The sequence below is a fragment of the Methylobacterium durans genome (assembly GCF_003173715.1).
Classification (GTDB): Bacteria; Pseudomonadota; Alphaproteobacteria; order Rhizobiales; family Beijerinckiaceae; genus Methylobacterium; species Methylobacterium durans.
On the sequence record NZ_CP029550.1, the window covers coordinates 2837501 to 2856897 of the forward strand.

Annotated in this window: 11 protein-coding genes and 3 pseudogenes (1 of these 14 cut by a window edge); 10 read left to right on the top strand and 4 right to left on the bottom strand. The window is 66.4% G+C overall.

Translation table 11 applies throughout. The features are described from left to right. The 3 genes and pseudogenes from DK389_RS13015 to DK389_RS13025 form a co-directional block, all read left to right on the top strand. Positions 1 to 61: pseudogene (locus DK389_RS13015) on the top strand (winged helix-turn-helix domain-containing protein); it begins 637 nt to the left of the window's first position. A gap of 24 nt (positions 62 to 85) precedes the next feature. Further along, positions 86 to 1513, top strand: coding sequence for a HAMP domain-containing sensor histidine kinase (locus DK389_RS13020; protein WP_109890123.1), 1428 nt, complete (start codon positions 86 to 88; stop codon positions 1511 to 1513). Further along, positions 1510 to 4434: pseudogene (locus tag DK389_RS13025) on the top strand (bifunctional [glutamine synthetase] adenylyltransferase/[glutamine synthetase]-adenylyl-L-tyrosine phosphorylase). Before DK389_RS13020 ends, DK389_RS13025 begins: the two are co-directional and overlap by 4 nt. A gap of 46 nt (positions 4435 to 4480) precedes the next feature. On the opposite strand, the gene DK389_RS13030 reads toward DK389_RS13025, so the two are convergent. Both DK389_RS13030 and pepN read right to left on the bottom strand, forming a co-directional pair. Further along, on the bottom strand, positions 4481 to 6856 hold the full coding sequence (locus DK389_RS13030; RefSeq protein WP_109890125.1) for a PAS domain-containing sensor histidine kinase: 2376 nt from the start codon (positions 6854 to 6856) through the stop codon (positions 4481 to 4483). Positions 6857 to 7033: 177 nt separating this feature from the next. Continuing rightward, entirely contained in the window at positions 7034 to 9688 is a 2655-nt protein-coding gene (gene pepN / locus DK389_RS13035; protein ID WP_109890127.1) for an aminopeptidase N, read from the bottom strand. Between the two features lie 381 nt (positions 9689 to 10069). Between pepN and rnhA the strand changes: the two genes are divergently transcribed. Continuing rightward, positions 10070 to 10741 carry a ribonuclease HI gene (gene rnhA, locus DK389_RS13040; protein WP_109896355.1) on the top strand — a complete coding sequence of 224 codons (672 nt, stop codon included), beginning with the start codon at positions 10070 to 10072 and terminating at the stop codon, positions 10739 to 10741. A 140-nt stretch (positions 10742 to 10881) separates the two neighbouring features. After that, the gene (locus tag DK389_RS13045) at positions 10882 to 11079 is read left to right on the top strand and encodes a hypothetical protein (RefSeq protein ID WP_109890129.1); all 198 of its coding nucleotides are present in this window, start codon (positions 10882 to 10884) and stop codon (positions 11077 to 11079) included. 14 nt (positions 11080 to 11093) lie between these two features. Here the strand turns inward: DK389_RS13045 and DK389_RS13050 are convergent, their stop codons facing one another. Continuing rightward, the gene (locus DK389_RS13050; RefSeq protein WP_109890131.1) at positions 11094 to 11375 is read right to left on the bottom strand and encodes a hypothetical protein; all 282 of its coding nucleotides are present in this window, start codon (positions 11373 to 11375) and stop codon (positions 11094 to 11096) included. Positions 11376 to 12957: 1582 nt separating this feature from the next. Here DK389_RS13050 and DK389_RS13055 point away from each other — a divergent pair. Further along, positions 12958 to 13167: a hypothetical protein gene (locus DK389_RS13055; protein ID WP_162560628.1), complete on the top strand. Its 210-nt coding sequence runs from the start codon at positions 12958 to 12960 to the stop codon at positions 13165 to 13167. 27 nt (positions 13168 to 13194) lie between these two features. Here DK389_RS13055 and DK389_RS33415 read toward each other — a convergent pair whose 3' ends face one another. After that, positions 13195 to 13371 carry a hypothetical protein gene (locus DK389_RS33415; RefSeq protein WP_194075200.1) on the bottom strand — a complete coding sequence of 59 codons (177 nt, stop codon included), beginning with the start codon at positions 13369 to 13371 and terminating at the stop codon, positions 13195 to 13197. A 331-nt stretch (positions 13372 to 13702) separates the two neighbouring features. Between DK389_RS33415 and DK389_RS13060 the strand changes: the two genes are divergently transcribed. The 4 genes and pseudogenes from DK389_RS13060 to DK389_RS13085 all read left to right on the top strand — a co-directional run. Then, positions 13703 to 14164 carry a Ros/MucR family transcriptional regulator gene (locus DK389_RS13060; protein WP_109890135.1) on the top strand — a complete coding sequence of 154 codons (462 nt, stop codon included), beginning with the start codon at positions 13703 to 13705 and terminating at the stop codon, positions 14162 to 14164. A 1023-nt stretch (positions 14165 to 15187) separates the two neighbouring features. Beyond that, positions 15188 to 15433, top strand: a complete 246-nt coding sequence (locus tag DK389_RS13070) for a hypothetical protein (protein ID WP_109890137.1) — start codon at positions 15188 to 15190, stop codon at positions 15431 to 15433. A 1511-nt stretch (positions 15434 to 16944) separates the two neighbouring features. After that, positions 16945 to 18296, top strand: a protein-coding gene (locus tag DK389_RS13080; RefSeq protein WP_109889188.1) for an IS3 family transposase whose coding sequence is annotated in 2 segments (ribosomal slippage) — positions 16945 to 17280 and positions 17283 to 18296 — 1350 coding nt in all. Because the reading frame shifts where the segments join, the coding sequence is not laid out codon by codon here. 347 nt (positions 18297 to 18643) lie between these two features. Continuing rightward, positions 18644 to 19360: pseudogene (locus DK389_RS13085) on the top strand (IS3 family transposase); the annotation flags it as partial. Positions 19361 to 19397 lie beyond the last annotated feature (37 nt).

Below are 19397 nucleotides of genomic sequence, written 5' to 3' on the forward strand. Positions count from 1 at the left end.
GATCCACACGGTGCGGGGCGCCGGCTACATGGTCCGGGCCGAGGAGGCCCGCGCCTCGTGAGGCGGCGTGGTTGAGGCGTCCCCGATGAATGCGCGGACGCTGCCGGTTCCGGAGACTCTGCCGGCGCGCCTCGGCAAGCTGTTCCGCACGACGGCCTTCAAGCTGTCGCTCGCCTACCTCGTCGTCTTCGCGGCCTTCGCGTTCTTCGCCCTCGGCTACGTCGCCTGGAACGCGCGGCGCGTCCTCGACGACCAGATCGTCTCGACAATCGACGCCGAGATCAACGGCCTGTCCGAGCAATACAATGCGGGCGGCCTGCGCCGCCTCATCGCGGTGGTCGAGCGCCGCTCCCGCGAGCCCGGCGCCTCGCTCTACCTCGTGACGACGGCGGCCGGCGAGCACGTCGTCGGCAATGTCGGCGAGGTTCCTGCGCGGCTGCTCGCCTTGCCCGGCCAGACGGAGGCGAACTACGCCCGCAGCGGCGAGAGCGGCGGCTATGATCACCGGGCGATCGTGCGAATCTTCACGCTGCCCGGCGGATTTCGCCTCCTGGTCGGGCGCGACGTGGAGGAGCGGGACCGCCTGCGCGCCGTGATCACCCGGACCTTCGGCTCGTCGCTCGCTCTCGTCGTGCTGCTTGGCGTGGTCGGCGGCTGGTTCGTGGCGCGCCGCGTTCTCAAGCGCGTCGACGACATGACCGAGACGACCCGCACCATCATGGCGGGCAACCTCGACGGACGCCTGAGGGTCGCCGGCAACGGCGACGAGCTCGACCGGCTCGCTCAGAACCTCAACGAGATGCTGGAGCGGATCGGCGAGCTGATGCGGGGCCTGCGCGAGGTTTCGGACAACATCGCCCACGACCTGAAGACGCCGCTGACGCGCCTGCGCAACCGCGCCGACGAGGCCCTGCGCACGGCCAGCACCGCGGAAGAATTGCGCCTTGCGATCGAGTCGGTGATCGAGGAGAGCGACGGGCTGATCCGGATCTTCAACGCGCTCCTGATGATCGCGCGGCTGGAGGCCCGCAATGCCCGCGAGACGCTGGCGCCCCTCGATATCGGCCGCACGGTGCAGGAGGTCGGCGAGCTCTACGAGGCGCTGGCCGAGGAACGCGGCCTCGCCCTCGCGGTGCGGACGGAGGATGGGCTCGTCCTCGACGGTAACCGGGAGCTGATCGGGCAGGCGCTCGCCAACCTCATCGACAACGCGATCAAGTACGGCGCCGGAGGCGAGCCCCGCATCCGCGTCGAGGCCCGGCGCAGTGGCCCGGACATCGAGATCACGGTCGCCGACCACGGCCCCGGAATTCCGGAGGCTGACCGCGCCCGGGTGCTCGACCGGTTCGTGCGGCTGGAGGAGGCGCGTACACGCCCCGGCTTCGGGCTCGGGCTGAGCCTCGTCGCGGCGGTGGTGCGGCTGCACCAGGGCGCAATCGCGCTTCTGGACAATGACCCGGGCCTCGCCGTCGTGATAACCCTGCCCGTCCGCAGCGAGGGCGAACGGACATGAGCGAATACGGCAGCGCACAGGGGACCTTGGCCGAACGCCTCGTCGCGGCGCCGCCCCTCTCGGATCCCGCGCGGGCCGAGGCGCGGCTGGCCGACATCACGGACACGCTTCCGAAGCGGCATCTCACGGGCGCGGTGAGGGCCCATCTCCTCGCGTTGGCCGACCATTCCCCCTTCCTCTGGCAGCTCGCGTCCCGCGATCCGGAGCGGCTGGCGCATCTCCTCGCTGCGCCGCCGGAGATCCGCGTCGCCGAGATCATCGCCGATCAGCGGACGGCCGGGCGGCCCACCGACGGAGGTGCCCTCGATCTCGAGGCGGTCGGCCGCCGCCTGCGCGAGAACCGGGCCGCCCACGCCCTCCTCGTGGCGCTCGCCGATATCGGCGGCCTCTGGCCGCTCGCAACCGTCACCCGCGCCCTGTCCGACTTCGCCGACGCCTCGGTCTCGGCGGCCCTCGATGCCCTGCTGCTGCAGGCGGCCGAGGCCGGACGCTACCGGCCGCGCGACGCGGCCGAGCCGCAGGCCGGCTCCGGGCTCGTCGTGCTCGGCCTCGGCAAGCTCGGCGCCCACGAACTGAACTATTCGAGCGATATCGATCTCGTCGTGTTCTTCGATCCGGAGGGCGCGCCGCTGAAGGAGGGGCTGGAGCCGACGCCGTTCTTCAGCCGCCTCGCGCAAGGGGTCGCCAAGCTGCTGCAGGAGCGCACGGCGGATGGCTACGTGCACCGGGTCGATTACCGCCTGCGGCCCGATCCCGGCTCGACGCCGACGGCGATGAGCCTCAACTCCGCCTACACTTATTACGAGACCATGGGGCAGAACTGGGAAAGAGCGGCCTTTATCAAGGCCCGCGCCATCGCCGGCGACATCGCGGCGGGCGAGCGCTTCCTCGCCGATCTCAGGCCGTTCATCTGGCGCAAATACTTCGATTTCGCCTCGATCGCCGACGTGCACGCCATGAAGCGGCAGATCCACGCCGTGCGCGGGCACGACACGATCGCGGTGGCCGGACACGACATCAAGCTCGGCCGCGGCGGCATCCGTGAGATCGAGTTCTTCGTGCAGACCCAGCAGCTCGTCTTCGGCGGGCGACGTCCCGCCCTGCGGGGCCGGCGCACCGTCGAGATGTTGGGCAGCCTCACCGACGAGGGCTGGATCGGTGCCGAGGCGCGCGACGAGCTGACGGCCGCCTACGATTTCCTGCGCACGGTCGAGCATCGAATCCAGATGGTGCGCGACGAGCAGACCCAGCGCCTGCCGCAGGAGGCCGGCGAGCTCGAAGCGTTCGCGCGCTTCGCGGGCTTCTCCGGGCTGGCGGAGTTCGAGGCGGCGCTCCTCCTCCACGCGCGGCGGGTGCAGGCCCATTACGCTCTGCTGTTCGAGGCCGAGCCCGATCTCTCGGCGGAGGTGGGCGATCTCGTCTTCAGCGGCACGGGCGACGACCCGGCGACGCTGCGGACCCTGCAAGCCCTCGGCTTCCGCGAGCCGGAGCGGGCGGCCGAGACCGTGCGCGGCTGGCATTTCGGGCGCCGCGCCGCCGTGCGCAGCCCCGGGCGCGGGAGGTGCTGACCGAACTCGTGCCGGCCCTGATGCAGGCGCTCGGCGGCACGCCGGACCCCGACGCGGCTCTCGACGCCCTCGACCGCGCCTTCGGGCGGATGCCGGCGGCGGTGGAACTGCTCACCATCCTGCGCTCGCACGAGCGCCTGCGGCTGCTCTTCGCCGACCTCCTCGGCACCGCGCCGCGTCTCGCCGACACCGTGGCCTTCAGCCCGCACGTCCTCGACGCCGTGATCGACCCCGCCTTCGTCGATCCGACGACCGATCCGGGCCTGCTCGCCGAGCAGTATCGCGGCCTCGTCGGCGCGCCGGGCAGTCACGAAGAATTCCTCGACCGCAGCCGCGACGCGGCGCGCCAGCTCCGCTTCGTCACGGGTGCGCGCCTCCTCTCGGGCATCCTGACGCCCGAGGGGGCGGGCCAAGCCTTTGCCGGTATCGCGGAGGCGGCTGTGGCGGCCTCCCTCGATGCCGTCTCGGAAGCCTTCCGCGCCGAGCACGGCACGGTGCCGAATGGGCGCGTCGCGGTGCTCGGCTTCGGCCGGCTCGGCTCGTGCCAGCTCACGGCGGAATCCGATCTCGACCTCGTGGTGCTGTACGATTTCGACCCCGAGAATCGCACCAGCACCGGCCCGCGCCCCTCGACGCGGCGGTGGCCTACAACCGGCTGACCCAGCGCCTCGTCGCGGCCCTCACCGTGCCGACCCGCCGCGGCGGGCTCTACGAGGTGGACCTGCGCCTGCGCCCCGGCGGTGGCCAGGGCATGATCGCGGCGCAGCTGCGCAGCTTCCGCAGCTACGCCCTGGAGGAGGCGGAGCTGTGGGAGCACATGGCGCTGACCCGCGCCCGGGTGATCGCGGGCGACGCGGATCTCGGCGCCGAGGTGGCCGAGGTGATCCGGACCATCGTCTGCCAGCCCCGTGATCCGGCGACCGTGAATCGCGCGGTGCGCGAGATGCGCGCTCTCGTCGCGCGGGAGAAAGGCGATGCCGGCCCCCTCGACCTGAAGCTCGCCCCCGCGGCCTCCTCGACCTCGACTTCTTGGCCCAGGCGCTGGTGCTCGGCCACGCGGCGACGCATCCCGACCTCGCCGGACGCGACGCGCCGGGCGTTCTGCGCCGTGCGGCCGAGCACGGGCTCCTGAGCGAGGACGTGGCCGAGCGCCTCTGCGCCGCCTATCGCCTGTTCGACGACGTGCACCATTGGCAGCGCCTGATGGTCGAGGGGGACCCGACCGCGGCCTCTCCGGTGGCCCTCGCTCGGCTCGCCGCCGCCACCGGCATGCCGGATGCGCGGGCGCTGACCGCGCAGCTCGACGCGGAGCGGACGGAGGTGCGGGCCTTGTTCGAGCGCCTGCTCGGATAGGGAGCTCGTCTCGCGGGGCTTTTGGTGACCCCGGGCCGCGCCAGCCTCACACCACCGCCTGATGCACCGGGCTCGGGCGCAGGCTCGCGCCAGAGGCTTCGCGGAGGGCCGCCACGGTCTGCTGCGAGGCTTCCTCTGCGGCCAGCGCGCGCAGGCGTTCCGGCGTCGGGGCCGGCAGGCGGACGAGGACGATGGTCCCCAGGCCCTCCTCGGAGCGGATGCGCAGCGAGCCGCCGTGCAGCTCGGCCATGGAGCGGGCGATGGCGAGGCCGAGGCCCGAGCCGTTGTGGCTGCGGGTGAGGTTGGTCTCGACCTGCGCGAAAGGCGCGCCGAGCTTCGGCAACGCGGCCTTCGGGATGCCGATGCCGCTGTCCTCGATGTAGAGGTTGACGTGATCGCCGGACGGGCGGGCGCGCACCATGAGGCGCCCCTCGGAGGGCGTGAACTTCACCGCGTTCTGCAGGAGATTGACGAGGATCTGCTGGAGGGCCCGCTCGTCGGCGAGGAGCCGCAGGCCGGGGCTCAGATCGACGCTGATCGCGAGGGATTTCGACCGGGCGGGTTCCGCGACGAGCTTGATCGCGCTCTTCACCGCCGCGTCCACGTTAAGATCCCTCCGCACCAGGCTCACGCGATGCGCCTCGATGCGCGACATGTTCAGGATGTCGTCGATGACCGAGAGCAGGTAATTGCCGCTGGAGCGGATGTCGCGGCAATACTCGCCGTAGCGCGGCGAGCCCAACGCCCCGTAGACCTCCGTTTCCATCAATTCGGCGAAGCCGATGATGGCGTTGAGCGGCGTGCGCAACTCGTGGCTCATGTTGGCCAGGAACTCGGACTTCGCTTGGTTGGCGCTCTCGGCAGAGGCTTTCTGGTCGAGGTAGCGCTCGGCGAGGTCGGCGAGCTGTTGCGTCTGCAGCTCGAGGGTGCGGCGGGAGCGCTTGAGGTCCTTGACCGTCTCGATCAGCTCGCGCTCCGAGGCGACGAGCTGCTCCTGGTGTCGCTTCAGATTGGTGATGTCGGTGCCGACCGAGACGTAGCCGCCGTCCTTGGTCCGTCGCTCGCTGATCTGCAGCCAGCGGCCGTCCGCCAGTTCGGCTTCGAAGGTCCGCGAGGTGGCGCCCGCGTGCTCCGCGTCCGGCAACTCGCGCCGCACGCGCGGCAGCACGCCCCGCCCCATGATCTCGCCGTAGCGCCGGCCCGGCTGCGCGTCCTCGGGGCTCAGCGCGTGCAGGTGACGGAACTTCGAGTTGCAGAGCACGAGCCGGTTGCTCGTGTCCCAAAGCACGAACGCCTCCGAGATCGCCTCGACGGCGTCGCGAAGACGCATGTCGGCGGTGGCCGTCGACTCCACGAGATTGTGCTGCTCGGTGACGTCGACGGCGATGCCGACGAGGTGGCGCCCGCCGTCGCTCTGATCCGGCACGATCTCGGCGCGGGTCCGCAGCCAGACGTAGGAGCCGTCGGCCCCGCGCATCCGGAAGGCGTGATCGACCATGGTCTGGTTCGCGGCGAGCCCTCGGGCGAGGCTGTAAAGGTCGCCGTCGTCCGGGTGGACGAGGGCGTTGACGTCGCCGAAGGAGAGGAACTCGCGCTCGCGCCGGTAGCCGAGGAGCGCGTACATCGAATCCGACCAGTAGATGCGCCCGCGCGGGATATCCCAGTCCCATAGGCCGCAGCCGCCGCGCCCGAGCGCGGTGTCGAGCCGCTGCTTGATCTGCTCGCAGAGCCTGTCGACCGCGTGCGCCCGCCGGGTCTGCAGGCCGTAGGCCACCGCGATGCCGACGATCACGAGGCCGGCCGCTCCGAGGAGGATGGCTTGGTTGCGGGCACGCTCGCTCCAGGCGGCCAGCGCTTGGCCGAGGGGCTGCACCACCGCCACGCGGGTGGTCCCGTCGCCGGGCAGCCGGTGCATGGCCGCCAACGCCGCCTCGCCACCGGGCAGCATGACGGTCATCGCCCCGGCCCGCTCCGCCAGGACCGTGAGGGCCTGGGCCTCGCCGAGCACCTCGGGCAACTGGGTGATGCGCGCCGGTAGCGGGGGATGGGACGCGAGGATCCGCTCCGTCGGTGAGACGATCAGGATCCGGCGGCCGGCTTGGAGCGAGGCTTGAGGCAGAAGGGCGCCGAGCCGCGCGGGGGCCTCGTCATCGGCCGCGGAGAGCAGAGCGGCGGCTGCGAGCCGCGTGAACGTCTCGACCTCGGCGGCGGTTCGGTGGAGGAGATCGTCCCGCTGGATCTGCAGGTGGAGGGCGGCGACGCCGCCGAGGCAGGCCAGGAACGTGGCCAGCAGCGCGGGGACGGCGTAGCGAAGCCACGTCTCGGCCCGCACGAAGCGGGCATGAGTGGCACGCGAGGGGCGGTGAATGCCGAGAATCGTATCCGCGCGCGCGGAGAGGGAAGCGGAATCCGCCTCCGGCATAGCCGAACCTCGTCGCTTTCGGTAATGTGTCGGGGCGGTGGGAACGCTCGCCCCGAATCATGGATATATGATCATCCGTGGGTGCGACTTGTCCACGGATTTCTCGCGCGATCGCTTGACAGGGCGGCCCGCTATTCGACCGGGGCAGGGTCCCCGCCGATTCGGAATTTCCGTTTACTAAGAATGTGTTAACGAGCCGGCAAGGGTTCTGGCGAGGATGTCGGCGACATCTCGCGAGAGGCTTGGCCGAGCCTGCATTCGGGAGAGAATTTCACCGGCTTTCGAGGACCTTGCGGGCTCCAGCATGCGCCAGGAACCGAAGGTTGTGAGAAGCTTGGCCGCAATCTGCGGATTCACGCGGTCGAGGGCTTCGACGGTCTCGGCGAGGAGCGCGAAACCCGCGCCGTCGGCGCGGGCGAACTGGGTTGGATTGCCGAGGCCGAAGCTGCCGATGAGGGCGCGAACCCGGTTCGGATTCGTCATCGCGAAGGCCGGGTGGCTCCGCAGGCGCGCGATCCGGTCGAGCGTGCCCGCCTCCGGAATGGTGGCCTGGAGCGCGAACCACTTGTCGAGCACGAGGGGCTCGTCGGCGTAGCGTTCCCCGAAGGCGGCAAGGGCCGTCTCGCGCGCTTTGCCCGGGATCTGGGCGAGGATCGCGAGCGCCGCGAGGCGATCGGTCATGTTGCTGGCTGCGGAGAGCTGCGCCTCGGCCGCCCGTGTCCCGGCTTCCGGGTCGGCCATCGCGATCAGGTCGAGGGCGGTGTTGATGAGCGCCCGCCGTCCGGCCGAGGCCGCGTCGGGGCTGAACGGCGCGCCGGCGGCTTGTGCCAGGGCTTCGCGTAGGGATTCGAGGCGCCCGCGCAGGCTCCGGCCGAGATGGCGTCGCAGGGTCTGGCGGGCGCGATGGACCGCGTCCGGGTCGACGTCGCGACCGATCTCGTTCGCGGCTTCCCCCTCGCTGGGCAGGGCGAGAACGAGGGCGGCGAAAGCCGGGTCGGCGAGTGCCTCCGCGTCGAGGAAGGCACCGAGCGCCGCGGCGTATGCCTCCGCGGCCGGCCCTGCCTCGTCGGCTTCGACCAAGCGCGCGCCCGCCCGGTCGAGGATGAGGCGCATCGCGACGCTCTGGGCCGCCTGCCAGCGGTTGAACGGGTCGGTGTCGTGCCGCAGCAGCGTCAGTCGCTCGGCGTCGCCGAGATTCATCTCGACGCGCACCGGCGCCGAGAAGCCCCGGAACAGGGAGGGGACCGGCGGCTCCGCCACGCCCTCGAAAGTGAGCGTGTCCGAGGTGGCTTCGAGCACGAAGACGCCGTCCGGGACCCGGGGGCAGGCAGCCTCGATCGGTCCGGAGGCGCCGACGAGACCGAGAGCCACCGGAATGACGAGGGGTGCGCCGTCCCCGCTGGGCAGGCTCTGGCGCAAGCTCAGCGTGTAGCGGCGCGCGTCCGCATCGTAGATCCCGGCCGCGGTCACCCGCGGCGTTCCGGGCCGCTCGTACCATCCGGCGAAGGCGGACAGGTCACGCCCGCTCTCCGCCGCGAAGGCAGCGAGGAAATCCTCGACGGTGGCGGCGCGGCCGTCGTTCTCGGCGAAGTAGCGGTCCATGCCGGCACGGAAGGCGGCGGGGCCCAGCAGCGTCCGGATCATCCGCACGATCTCGGCGCCCTTCTCGTAGACGGTCGCCGTGTAGAAATTGTTGATCTCGGCGTAGGCCCTGGGCCGGACCGGATGGGCGAGGGGGCCCGCATCCTCGGAGAACTGGCGGGCCCGCAGCGTCCGCACCTCGCCGATCCGATGCACCGCGCGCGAGCGCATGTCCGAGGAGAATTCCTGGTCGCGGAAAACGGTGAGGCCCTCCTTGAGGCAGAGCTGGAACCAGTCCCGGCAGGTGACGCGGTTGCCCGACCAATTGTGGAAGTACTCGTGGGCGATCACCGCCTCGATGTTGGCGTAGTCCGTATCGGTCGCCGTCTCCGGGTCGGCAAGCACGTACTTGTCGTTGAAGATGTTGAGGCCCTTGTTCTCCATCGCGCCCATGTTGAAATCGGAGACGGCGACGACGTTGAACACGTCGAGATCGTAGGGACGGCCGCATGCCGTCTCGTCCCAGCCCATCGATCGAACAACCGCATCGAGGGCGTAGTCGGCGCGTGGTCCCTTGCCGGGCTCAACGTAGACGGCGACCGCGACGTCGCGCCCCTCCATCGTCGTGAAGCGGGTCGCGACCCGGTCGAGACGGCCGCCGACGAGAGCGAACAGGTAGGCCGGCTTCGGGTGCGGATCGTGCCAGACCGCGTAGTGCCGATCGGTGTCCGCGATCACGCCGCACGCGCCCGGATTGCCGTTGCCGAGCAGCACCGGCGCCTCGTCGCGCCCCGCCTCGATCCGGGTCGTGTAGACGGAGAGCACGTCCGGCCGGTCGAGAAAATAGGTGATGCGCCGGAACCCGTCCGCCTCGCACTGGGTGCAGTAGACGCCGTTCGAGCGGTAGAGGCCCATCAGCTTGGTGTTGGCGGTCGGGTCGATCTGCGTCTCGATGCGCAGCGTGAAGGGCCGCCGAGGCGGCCGGTGCAGGGTCAGGCCTGAGGGCGTGGCCGCGAAGGCGTCCGCGGGCAGCGCCTGCCCGTCGCATTCGAGGCCGAGGAGGATCAACTCGTCGCCGTCGAGGACGAGAGGGGCGCCAGCCTCCCCCGCCGGGTTCGGCCGGATCGCGAGCGTGGCCGTGACGCGAGTGTCGTGGGGCGAGAGGCGGAGGTCGAGATCGACCCGGTCGATCAGATGGTCGCTGGGCCGGTAATCCTCCAGCCGGATCGTCTGGGGCGTCTCGGTGCGCATGGGTCCTCCGGCAGCCAGGGCGGGAGCACCGCCTTCTCACGCGATCCCCCCGCGACGCAATGCCGGGGCCAGGGCCGCGGCGTTGACCAGCCCGCACGGAGGGCCAGATAGGGCCCATCAGGAGAGCACAGATGGAATACCCGCACACCATAGTGTAAAATTTTTTTACCACGAAATTTCGCTTTAATTAGCGTTTTGTGAGGGCAATTAGAGGCAATTGATACGCTTTGATCGCATATTGACGCTTCTCGATGCTTGCTGATTATTTGCGACACGTCGATATGGCTGCGTGAAAGGCTGAAACGGTGCTATGAAGTCGCAATCGCCATGGATATGGACTTCATGACCACAACACTTTCACCCCCGAATGATGCCGAGCTGATGCGAATCGTCGTCTATGCCGATGGCGGCTGCGACCGAAATTCCGGATCTGGCGGTTGGGGCGTCGTTATCTCGATGCCGGAAGGTTCCCGGGAATTCTACGGGGGCGAGCTCGCCACTACGAACAACCGTATGGAGCTTACCGCGGCCATCCCGGCTCTCGAGGAGTTCCCAGAGAGCGCGCAAATCGAAATGCGATGCGACAGCCAGTACGTTGTTAAATCCATGACCGAATGGGTGCGTGGCTGGAAGGCCAAGGGCTGGCGGGGCGCGAAGGGCCTGGTGCAAAACCGCGACCTAATGCAGCGCCTGGACGAACTCGTCAGCCAGCGCGATGTGGTCTGGACCTGGGTTCGTGGCCACAACGGTGACGCGCTCAACGAGCGCGCAGATCGCCTCGCTGCAAAGGGACGGCGCGAAGCGCTCGCTGGGCCGGCTCAGCCCGCCCCGGCTCCAGTCCCGGCGTCGGCCGATGCGGAAGCTGAGCGACGCACCACGCCAGTGCAGATCGACTTCGCGCTGGGCCTCGAAGTCTCCCTGGCAGCCAAGCGCGCTGGCACCACACCCGCGGCCTTCATCGAGGAGGCTGTCAAGCTTGTGCTTGCGCTCGGGCCGGAGGAAGTCGGACGGCTGCACGCCAAGATAAAAGCTACTCTGGCATCGCCGGCCTGAAGCGCCTCCCGAGAAAAGCACGCCTAACGATGCTTAGCCGACGTGCGGACTCGCGGAGCGCAACATGGAAGAGGCTCTGGCTGCATACGCTCCCGCTGCGTGGCCCCATCGCCACAGGGTGTTGGGGTAGTTGCTGCGCGATGAGTGGTGACGCCCTGACCATCCTGGCCCTAGCCACCGAGAACGCCGAGCTGCGCCTTCAGCTCGCCGAGCTACAGGATCAGCTCGTCGAGGCGGCCGTCGACGCAGGCGAACTCCACCTTCAAGTTGAGAAGCTGCAGGCAGAGCGAGACGCATGGCGGGCTGAAGCCGAGCGCCTGCGCAGGATCGTGGCGTGACGCTACCATTCACACTACTGGCGCCCAGCCATGAGGTCGTGCGTCAGCACGGTGAGCTTGCCAATCAGGCTCGTGATGTCGGCCGGCTTGCAGGACCACTGTGTGCCCACTGCCCCGCCATCAGCCGATACAGAAACGACCGCCACCGAGCGGAGTTTGCCCTCGCGGGCGAAGGCGAGCTGGTCCTGCAAAACCTCGATGATCGAGGCGATGTTCTCATCCACTTCGACTGCCGCAACGTGCGGCCGAATGGCTGAGACGGACGCGCTGGCTGACGAACGTCGACCGGTGCTCATAAGCTCTCCTCGCTGCGGTGGGCTGTGCGAAGTGGTCGCGAGGCTTTGTGCGAGCAGTGTGGCAGCTTAAGCTTCCGCTCCCTCCTTCCAGGACGCCTGTGACCACACGGCAACAGTATGCTGACCCGTAGCATGGTGACCAGCATGGGGCCTGAGGGTCAGATCCTGGCTCTGGCTCAGGTAGCGATGAGAGGGATCCCCATTTCAGGCTAAGCCAAACGCGCCGAGCATTTGGGCCGAGTAGTAGGGTTTGGGCACGAACTTGCCACGATCGGGCGCCGCCTGCTCGGATAGCCCTCCGTCAAGAAGCCGGTTCACAGAAGCCGAGAGGATAATGACGGGCCTAACGCGTGCACCCGCGTCGCATCCGTTACGCTACGGCCGGTGCCTTGGTGTAGGGTTCCGGTATTTGGTGTGGCCGATTGAAATCGCTCTAGGGAAGATGATCCGTGTCGAAGATGGAGACGAATCGTTCACACTCATACGCAGCCGTGCAGCTTCCGGCTTGCGGTGCTGTCCGCACTGCTTTGGATTTTGCCCGCTCGCGTTCTTGCTGCAGTTTCTGCTGCATCGCCGTCTGCTGGTGCGGTACAAATCCAATAGCGTTAACGATTTGTTAACCATTTAATACACAGCTTCGACACGCTCGACATCTGGAGGTCTGAACCTGCGAGGGGACTTATGCGAAGCTGCCAAGCCGAAACCGCAGGCGAGATGCGCGTATATCGAGCCTATAAAATAGGTTCAGATGGACGCTTCACATCTGCTCAAGTCGTTCAGGCTAAAAGCGACGCTCAGGCGATCCACCTCAGCAAGTGCTTGGCTAAGAATTGTGCGATTGAACTGTGGGAACGCGCCAGATTTCTGCGGCGCATTGAACCGACGATTGCGGCAACTTAGGCGAATTTTCGTAGTCTTCGGCTGCAGAACGCATTTCACCCCGCCCCAATACTGCACGCTTTCTACGCGGTGTTTACGATTTCGGGGGCTGACGCGCGGTTGATGAGACCAAGCCAGAGCTTGGTGCGATTGAGGCCGGCATGACGATCACAGTTCTTAATCCGGTGACAGGCAGGCCGGTAACGATCCCGAAGCCCAAACCTATGCGATAGCGTCGTTACGACCGTCGTCTGCGCGCAGACGGTACCGATGCCGACGAGCGCATCAGCGCATCGCGGATGTTGGCCGGCAGGGTGCGAACCGATGGCGGCGGGCAGACCTCCTGCAGCAGGCGGACGAACGCCTCCAGCAATGGCCAATGAGAGCTGGATCGGCAGATTGGCCGAGCAGGCTGCATGCTCGTGAGTGGCATCGGCACCAGCTTTGTCAGGCGCCCTGACGCTCATCGTTCGATGGCGACCGGCGGAGTAGGTGCAGAATGAAGCGGGAGGCTTCCGCCAAGGATCCTCGCGGCCATGACATCACGAGGCAGCTGTGACCTTTCATCCCTCTTGCGAGGAAGCCGTCAGGCGAGCGCGCCGTGCCGCGGGTATGCTCAGGCGCTTAAATTGCCGAAGCCGTCCGGCAGGCGGAGAACGAACAACGCCGATGTGAGTTGTGCATAACGGAGCTGGAGGGGACTATGCTGGGAAAGCTGAAGTCGCTGACAGGGATCGGTGCCTCGGGAACTCGCGCACAGCATGAGCAGAGCGCCGAGCCGTTCCAGCCTGACGCCTTCGAGTTCCCGCCCATGAAGCCACTCAGCCCGCCCGCTGCCGAGAACGACGATCTGATGCGGCCGGTCTACGAGGCGGTGGAGCAAGACTTGCGCTCGGCGGGTCTTCTACGCTGAACGCGCCCATCTGAGGGGCTACCGGCCTCAGGCAGTGTGCCGCTCTTCGTCCGTCACAGCCTCAACCGCAGCGATGACGTTCTCCAGCTCGGCGATCCGGCGCAGCATGCTGTCTGGCGGGAGCATAGCTCGCTCAGCTGCTTCGAGAATGAGCTCGCGCTGGTGGGCCTTCAGACGGTTAAGAAGAGCTTCGAGCTTTTGCATCGTCGAGGCTTTAGTTGGAGCGGCCCCTTTCGACAACCGTGGTGACAGCGACTTTGCTCGCCCTCCCGATCTGAGACTTCAACGAGGCACTTGGTTGACAAAGGTTCAATCGCCTTCATGCACGTTGTTCGTGAGCCACGTTGAGATTGCTCATTTCTCGCTCACATTCCTGTCACAGCTTACAAATTTAGCTGCAAAGAACAAAAGATCATTGCGCACAATGCTTCCGTAGGCGGATTGGAATATCTGTTTTGGTATGCCATATCCCTGGCAAGCCGTCGGCGTCAGAAGTTTTGTTGACGTTTGAAGGTCTGGCAATTGGAGGCCGCCGATGTTGGAAGAAACGCCAGCGCAAAGCGCTGAATTTGTTGAGCTCGCCGCCGAGATTGTCTCAGCGTTTGTGGCCAACAACCCCATTCCTATGAGCGAACTGCCTGCCGTTATCGCAAGTGTGCATGCTGCGTTGTGTGGTTTGGGGAGCGCCGCTTCCCAGACGGCTGCCGAAGAGGTGGAAAAGGCCACGCCTTCGCAGGTTCGCAAGTCGATCACGCCGGACGCGCTGATCTCGTTCATCGACGGCAAGCCCTACAAGACGCTCAAGCGCCATCTCTCGACGCACGGGCTCGACCCCTACAGCTACCGCCAGCGCTACGGCCTGCCGGGCGACTACCCGATGGTGGCGGCAAGCTACGCCGCGCAGCGCTCCGAGCTCGCCAAGTCCATTGGCCTCGGACGCCCCGGAGCACAGGCAAGCTCGGAGAGGGCGGCCCGCGGGAGCCTTAAGACCACCTGACCACTGTACGGCTCCGAGCATGTCTCGCTGCCATTGATTCAGATGGATGGCGGGGCTGCTCACACTGCTATGCTTCAAGCTCAACTTAGCAGTGAGGGTGGCCGTGCGTTCTTGGAACAGTGAGCCGATTTGGGTGTGTCGCTTGATGGAGCGGCGCCGCAATCGCGGCCGGGCAGCGTGGGTGGTCCGATGGATCGTCTCGTCGAGCTTGGCAAAGCGTCTGGTGCAGCCTGTCGCTGACATTTAACAAGCACCCATCGGGCTCACTGTACCGTCTAACATCATCCCGTTTCAGCGGCGCTAGGATTGCCCTCCTTCGTTAGGTTGTCCGGTCAGATCCTTGTTGCGCAAGGCTAGCGCAGCCGTGTGGAGTGCGGATGTGGGTGCGAAGCGTCTTGGTGCAGATGCCAAGGCTGCCGCAGACGTCCGCCGCAGTCAGGATTTTGGGAAGGCGGTCTCCCGTTCTCATGAAGTCAGGCCAGCCTTGCGTCGGCCACGATGAGGGGGCTGGTCAGAGGCTGGCCGGTCGGAGACGAGCGGCTTGCGCCATCTCAATGAGTTCGTGGCCCGTAAGACCGCCGCTGTAGCGGGCGAGATCCTCAAACCTTCTGCCGCGAGCACTTGGTCGATAACGTGGGCTATCGCCTCTCTGCGTCCCGTCCATTAGACGGGCCTGCTGAGGCTGCAGGTTGGCCTTGGCGGCTAGGGCTGTTGGCATAACGGCTCCTCCTCACAACGGCGACGAGGAGCTTAGCAAAGCTTAACCATATGAAACAGACTTGACAGTGCTTTTGGTGCGCTTCGCCAAAAGGCCCCGCCGCTTGAGGGGATCGGAGCGGCGGGGCACGCCGCGGTGTCACGACAGAGCCGATACTATTACTGAGGCTCTGGCGGGCATAAAGCTCAGCGCAGTGCAGATCGTGTGCGCATCATGGATCAGAGCGGACACCGCGACCCGCGGACGATGTTGGTCTACATTCGCCGGGCCAACGCCTTCAAGGACCGCTTGGGGAGCGAGCTTTTATGATCCCTCGCCACTGGACGCTGTTAGGTCTCGCGCAATGGCTGACGGGTGCAGTGGCCGCCTTGATAGGCCTTGGCGTCATCGGCTTGTACGCCTCGGGTTTGCTGCCAGACATGGCTCTAGCCCTCATCCTGGGTGCGCTGTTCATGGCGGCGATCTGGTTTGCGGCTGACGAGGATGGTCTGCTGGCGTGGCTCGTTCGGCGCTATGAGGTCGAGCGTGATCGCCCAAGGCGGAGGGATTGAGGGCACGAACCGCGTCTTCCTCGATCACATTGGGCCCCGGAGATGAGCGCATTCGGGCGCTGTCGTAGGCGACAATCCGCTTACCCATCCAGTAGCCGCCATTGGAACCGTAGCGGCTGTGAACTATCAGGCGGTGCACGCAAAGCCCCTCCCCGCGGGGGGGCGGGAAGGGGCTTCGGGTCCAGACCCGCTGTCGGAAAGGTCAGGACCGAGGCTGCTACTTGGGGAGAGCAGCCATCTATATCTTTGCTGGAAATCCATTAATACGATACTCCCAATTAGGCCAAGTTACCGTATCTTCCGAACCATGCTTCTTGCCATCTTGCGCAGCGCTATGGGAATGATCAGGCGCACACGCAACCGCGGTGGCTTGTTTGAACATGTCGAGATCTACATCGACAGGCGCCACCGCATCATGGCTCTCGACTTTCCGTAACGGGGAGACCCGGCCGCAGTATCGCTGGAAAAAGGGGCGCACCGGGCCGACGCCTGCCGCCCTGGACATGCTATCCAAGGTGCGCTCCGATGCTCTGCCGTTGGGCTTGAGCGTGCAAGCACGGCAGTGCGCAACTGCTTTGACACGCTCGCCTGCCTCAGGACGACAACGGGATGTGGAAGCCAGAAGTTCTCGAAACGGAACCGGTCGAAGGGGCCTTGCGGGTTGTCGTGCGCTCGCCTCACGGAGGGATAGCGGAGTTCGTTGGTCTTGTCGGCTCGTTCGTAGAGGTGGAAGGCACGACCTATCGCGTGGACTTCGCGTCTGGCTGGGACCGAGACACAGGGCGTCCGAATGAGGTTCTCTCCCTGCTCCTTACACCTGTGAAAGTCTGTTAGGAGCTGTCTGCCTCCTCCTATGTCCCCTTTCGATGTTCCGGGCTTGTTCTATCTCTGGGCGCTGCGGAGAAGCGGAACGAAAGAGATGCCGAGGCAGCGCGTGTTCGTTGGCCCCTAGCGGCGCGACTTTCTCGACCGTGCCGAGGTCTGGCGGAAGGAGTGCATCCGCGTCCTTTCGCGAGCTCCGATCCACTCGATATTCTACGTAGCCGCCAGCGGCATCGTGGACGCGATCGACGGACTGGCTGAGGCCGTCACGGGCGATCGGAACCATTTCCATCTGACGGCGCCGATCACACCCGGCGGGAACATTACATCATCTCCGAAAGATGGCTTCTGAACGACAGACGCTAAAGGAGAAAGGCATCCTTCGCGTCCGGGGCTAGCGCATCAAGATCCGGCGCAACATCTCTTTGCCGATTCGTGGGGGTAGCCGTGCCCATTGCCTGACCGAGGCGATCCACTCCCACGCTTCTTGCTCGTCCCGAAACCTTTGGCGAGATAGCATAGTCTTTCCGTCCCGTTCGGCCTGAACGCGGACGGAGCCTTGCTCGGCAAGCACGAGGTAGTGAGTGTCCGGCATGACTTGACGCTGTCCGCCGTCAGCGCTCCTGAGACACATCGAGGCCCTTCACGAACGGAGGATGGCTGGTTCATCGTAGTCCTGAGGCACGACGATGAAGCAGACATCCGGACTGGCACGCAAGCCGGCAGACGCGGTGATCAAAGACATCCGCCGGGCCACCCGCCGGCAGTTCTCGGCCGAGGAGAAGATCCGCATCGTGCTGGAGGGCCTGCGCGGCGAGGACAGTATCGCCGAGCTGTGTCGGCGCGAGGGCATCGCCAGCTCGATGTACTACGGCTGGTCCAAGGAGTTCCTGGAAGCCGGTAAGAAGCGGCTGGCGGGCGACACGGCGCGGGCGGCGACAGCAGACGAAGTCAAGGAGCTGCGCCGCGAGGCGGGCGCGCTGAAGGAGGTTGTGGCCGATCTCCTCCTGGAGAACCGCCTGCTCAAAAAAAGCATGAGCGGGGCTGGGGACGACGAGGCATGAGGTACCCAGCCCCTGAGAAGCTGGAGATCATCCGGCTGGTTGAGCAATCCCACCTGCCGGTGCGCCGCACCCTGGAGAAGCTCGGCATCACCCGATCGACGTTCTACCGCTGGTACGACGCCTACCTGAGAGGCGGTCCCGAGGCATTGGCTGACCGACCATCCCGGCCCAGCCGGGTCTGGAACCGTCTACCGACAGAGATCCGCGAGCAGATCGTCGCCCTCGCGCTGGAGGAGCCGGAACTCAGCCCACGCGAACTGGCGGTGCGCTTCACCGACGAGCGGCGCTACTTCGTCTCGGAAGCCAGCGTCTACCGCCTGCTCAAGGCCCAGGACCTGATCACCAGCCCCGCTTACATCGTCGTCAAGGCCGCCGACGCGTTCCGCGACAAGACCACGGCGCCCAACCAGCTCTGGCAGACCGACTTCACCTACCTGAAGGTTGTCGGCTGGGGCTGGTACTACCTGTCGACGGTGCTGGACGACTTCTCGCGCTTCATCGTGGCCTGGAAGCTCTGCGCCACGATGCAGGCCAGCGACGTCACCGCCACGCTCGATCTGGCGCTGACCGCGGCCGGGCTCGATCAGGTGCCGGTGGCGCATCGCCCGCGGCTGCTGACCGACAACGGATCGAGCTACGTCGCGGGTGACTTGGCGACATGGCTCGGCAGCCGAGGCATGACCCACATCCGCGGTGCGCCGCGCCATCCCCAGACGCAGGGCAAGATCGAGCGCTGGCACCAGACGCTCAAGAACCGCATCCTGCTCGAACACGCCTACCTGCCGGGCGAGTTGGAGGCCCGGGTTGCCGCCTTCGTGGAGCACTACAACCACGTCCGAGCTCACGAGAGCCTGGGCAATCTCACCCCCGCTGACGTCTATCTCGGCCGCGGCGAGGGCATCCTGCGCGAGCGGGCGCAGATCAAGCGTCAGACCCTCATCGACCGCCGCTTGCGCCACCACGCGCGGGCTGCCTAACCTCTCAACCCAGGTGGACCAGAGCCTCCGTTCCTGAGCGTCCCAGATCGTCTCAAATCATCTGACGACGGACAGACTTGACGCGCCACAAAACTGCATCGGCGAGAGACAACATGCCCCTCCCCAAGCGCATGTATTCTCGCTTGCAAATTAAATTTCAATTGAAGCGCAGTACATTCAACCCAAAGAGCACAAAATACGGCATTTTCTATTAAAAGTTGTGCAGATTTGGACCGTTGCGGCTTGCCTTGTGGCTCCCGGTTGAGCGGCCGGCGGGTGGCGCCCCTGTGAGACCGGTTCGCTCGCCCGCGAGGTGTGTTCCCTCATCGTGATGCTCGGCTAACCGCTTGTTGCTGCCCGCCATCCGCGCGATCGTCGAGGCACGTCCCAGCTACGGCTACCGGCGCATCACCGCGCTGCTGAACCGGGTGCTGCGCTCGCGCGGCGCGCCAGTCGTCAACGCCAAGCAGGTGTTGCGCATTCTGCAGGTGAACGGGCTGACGCTGGCGCCCTACACCGCTCGCCGCACCGGCCGGACCCACGACGGTGTGGTGGTGGCGCTGCACTCGAACATCCGCTGGTGCTCGGACCATTTCGACCTGCGCTGCCGGGACGGCGCAGTTGTCCGGGTGCTGTTTTCCATCGACGCCTGCGACTGTGAGGTCATGGCCTGGTCGGCGACGACAACCGGCGTCTATGGCGAGTGGGTCAGCGACCTGATGATTGCCTGCGTCGAGCAGCGCTTTGGCGCGACGAAGACCCCGCACCCGATCGAGTGGCTGTCCGACAACGGCTCGGCTTACTTCGCCCGCCAGACCAGCGAGACGGCCACCGCGCTCGGCTTGCGGCTGCTGGTCACGCCGGCGCGCTCCCCACAGAGCAACGGCATCGCTGAAGCCTTCGTGAAGATACTCAAGCGTGACTACGCGCGCCTCGCGATCCTGCCCGACGCCGAGACCGTGATGCGGCTTCTGCCGGGCTGGTTCGAGGACTACAACACTGTCCACCCACACTCCGGTCTGAGCATGCTCTCACCCCGAGAGTTCCTCAGCCAGAGTGCCTAAGCCCACCCCGCCACCTGTCCGGTCAAACAGGATGCAC

Coding starts and splice junctions, on each gene's coding strand:
- DK389_RS13020 (WP_109890123.1), top strand. CDS start 86: ATGAATGCGCGGACGCTGCCGGTTCCGGAGACTCTGCCGGCGCGCCTC.
- DK389_RS13030 (WP_109890125.1), bottom strand. CDS start 6,856: ATGCCGGAGGCGGATTCCGCTTCCCTCTCCGCGCGCGCGGATACGATT.
- pepN (WP_109890127.1), bottom strand. CDS start 9,688: ATGCGCACCGAGACGCCCCAGACGATCCGGCTGGAGGATTACCGGCCC.
- rnhA (WP_109896355.1), top strand. CDS start 10,070: ATGCGAATCGTCGTCTATGCCGATGGCGGCTGCGACCGAAATTCCGGA.
- DK389_RS13045 (WP_109890129.1), top strand. CDS start 10,882: ATGAGTGGTGACGCCCTGACCATCCTGGCCCTAGCCACCGAGAACGCC.
- DK389_RS13050 (WP_109890131.1), bottom strand. CDS start 11,375: ATGAGCACCGGTCGACGTTCGTCAGCCAGCGCGTCCGTCTCAGCCATT.
- DK389_RS13055 (WP_162560628.1), top strand. CDS start 12,958: ATGCTGGGAAAGCTGAAGTCGCTGACAGGGATCGGTGCCTCGGGAACT.
- DK389_RS33415 (WP_194075200.1), bottom strand. CDS start 13,371: ATGCAAAAGCTCGAAGCTCTTCTTAACCGTCTGAAGGCCCACCAGCGC.
- DK389_RS13060 (WP_109890135.1), top strand. CDS start 13,703: ATGTTGGAAGAAACGCCAGCGCAAAGCGCTGAATTTGTTGAGCTCGCC.
- DK389_RS13070 (WP_109890137.1), top strand. CDS start 15,188: ATGATCCCTCGCCACTGGACGCTGTTAGGTCTCGCGCAATGGCTGACG.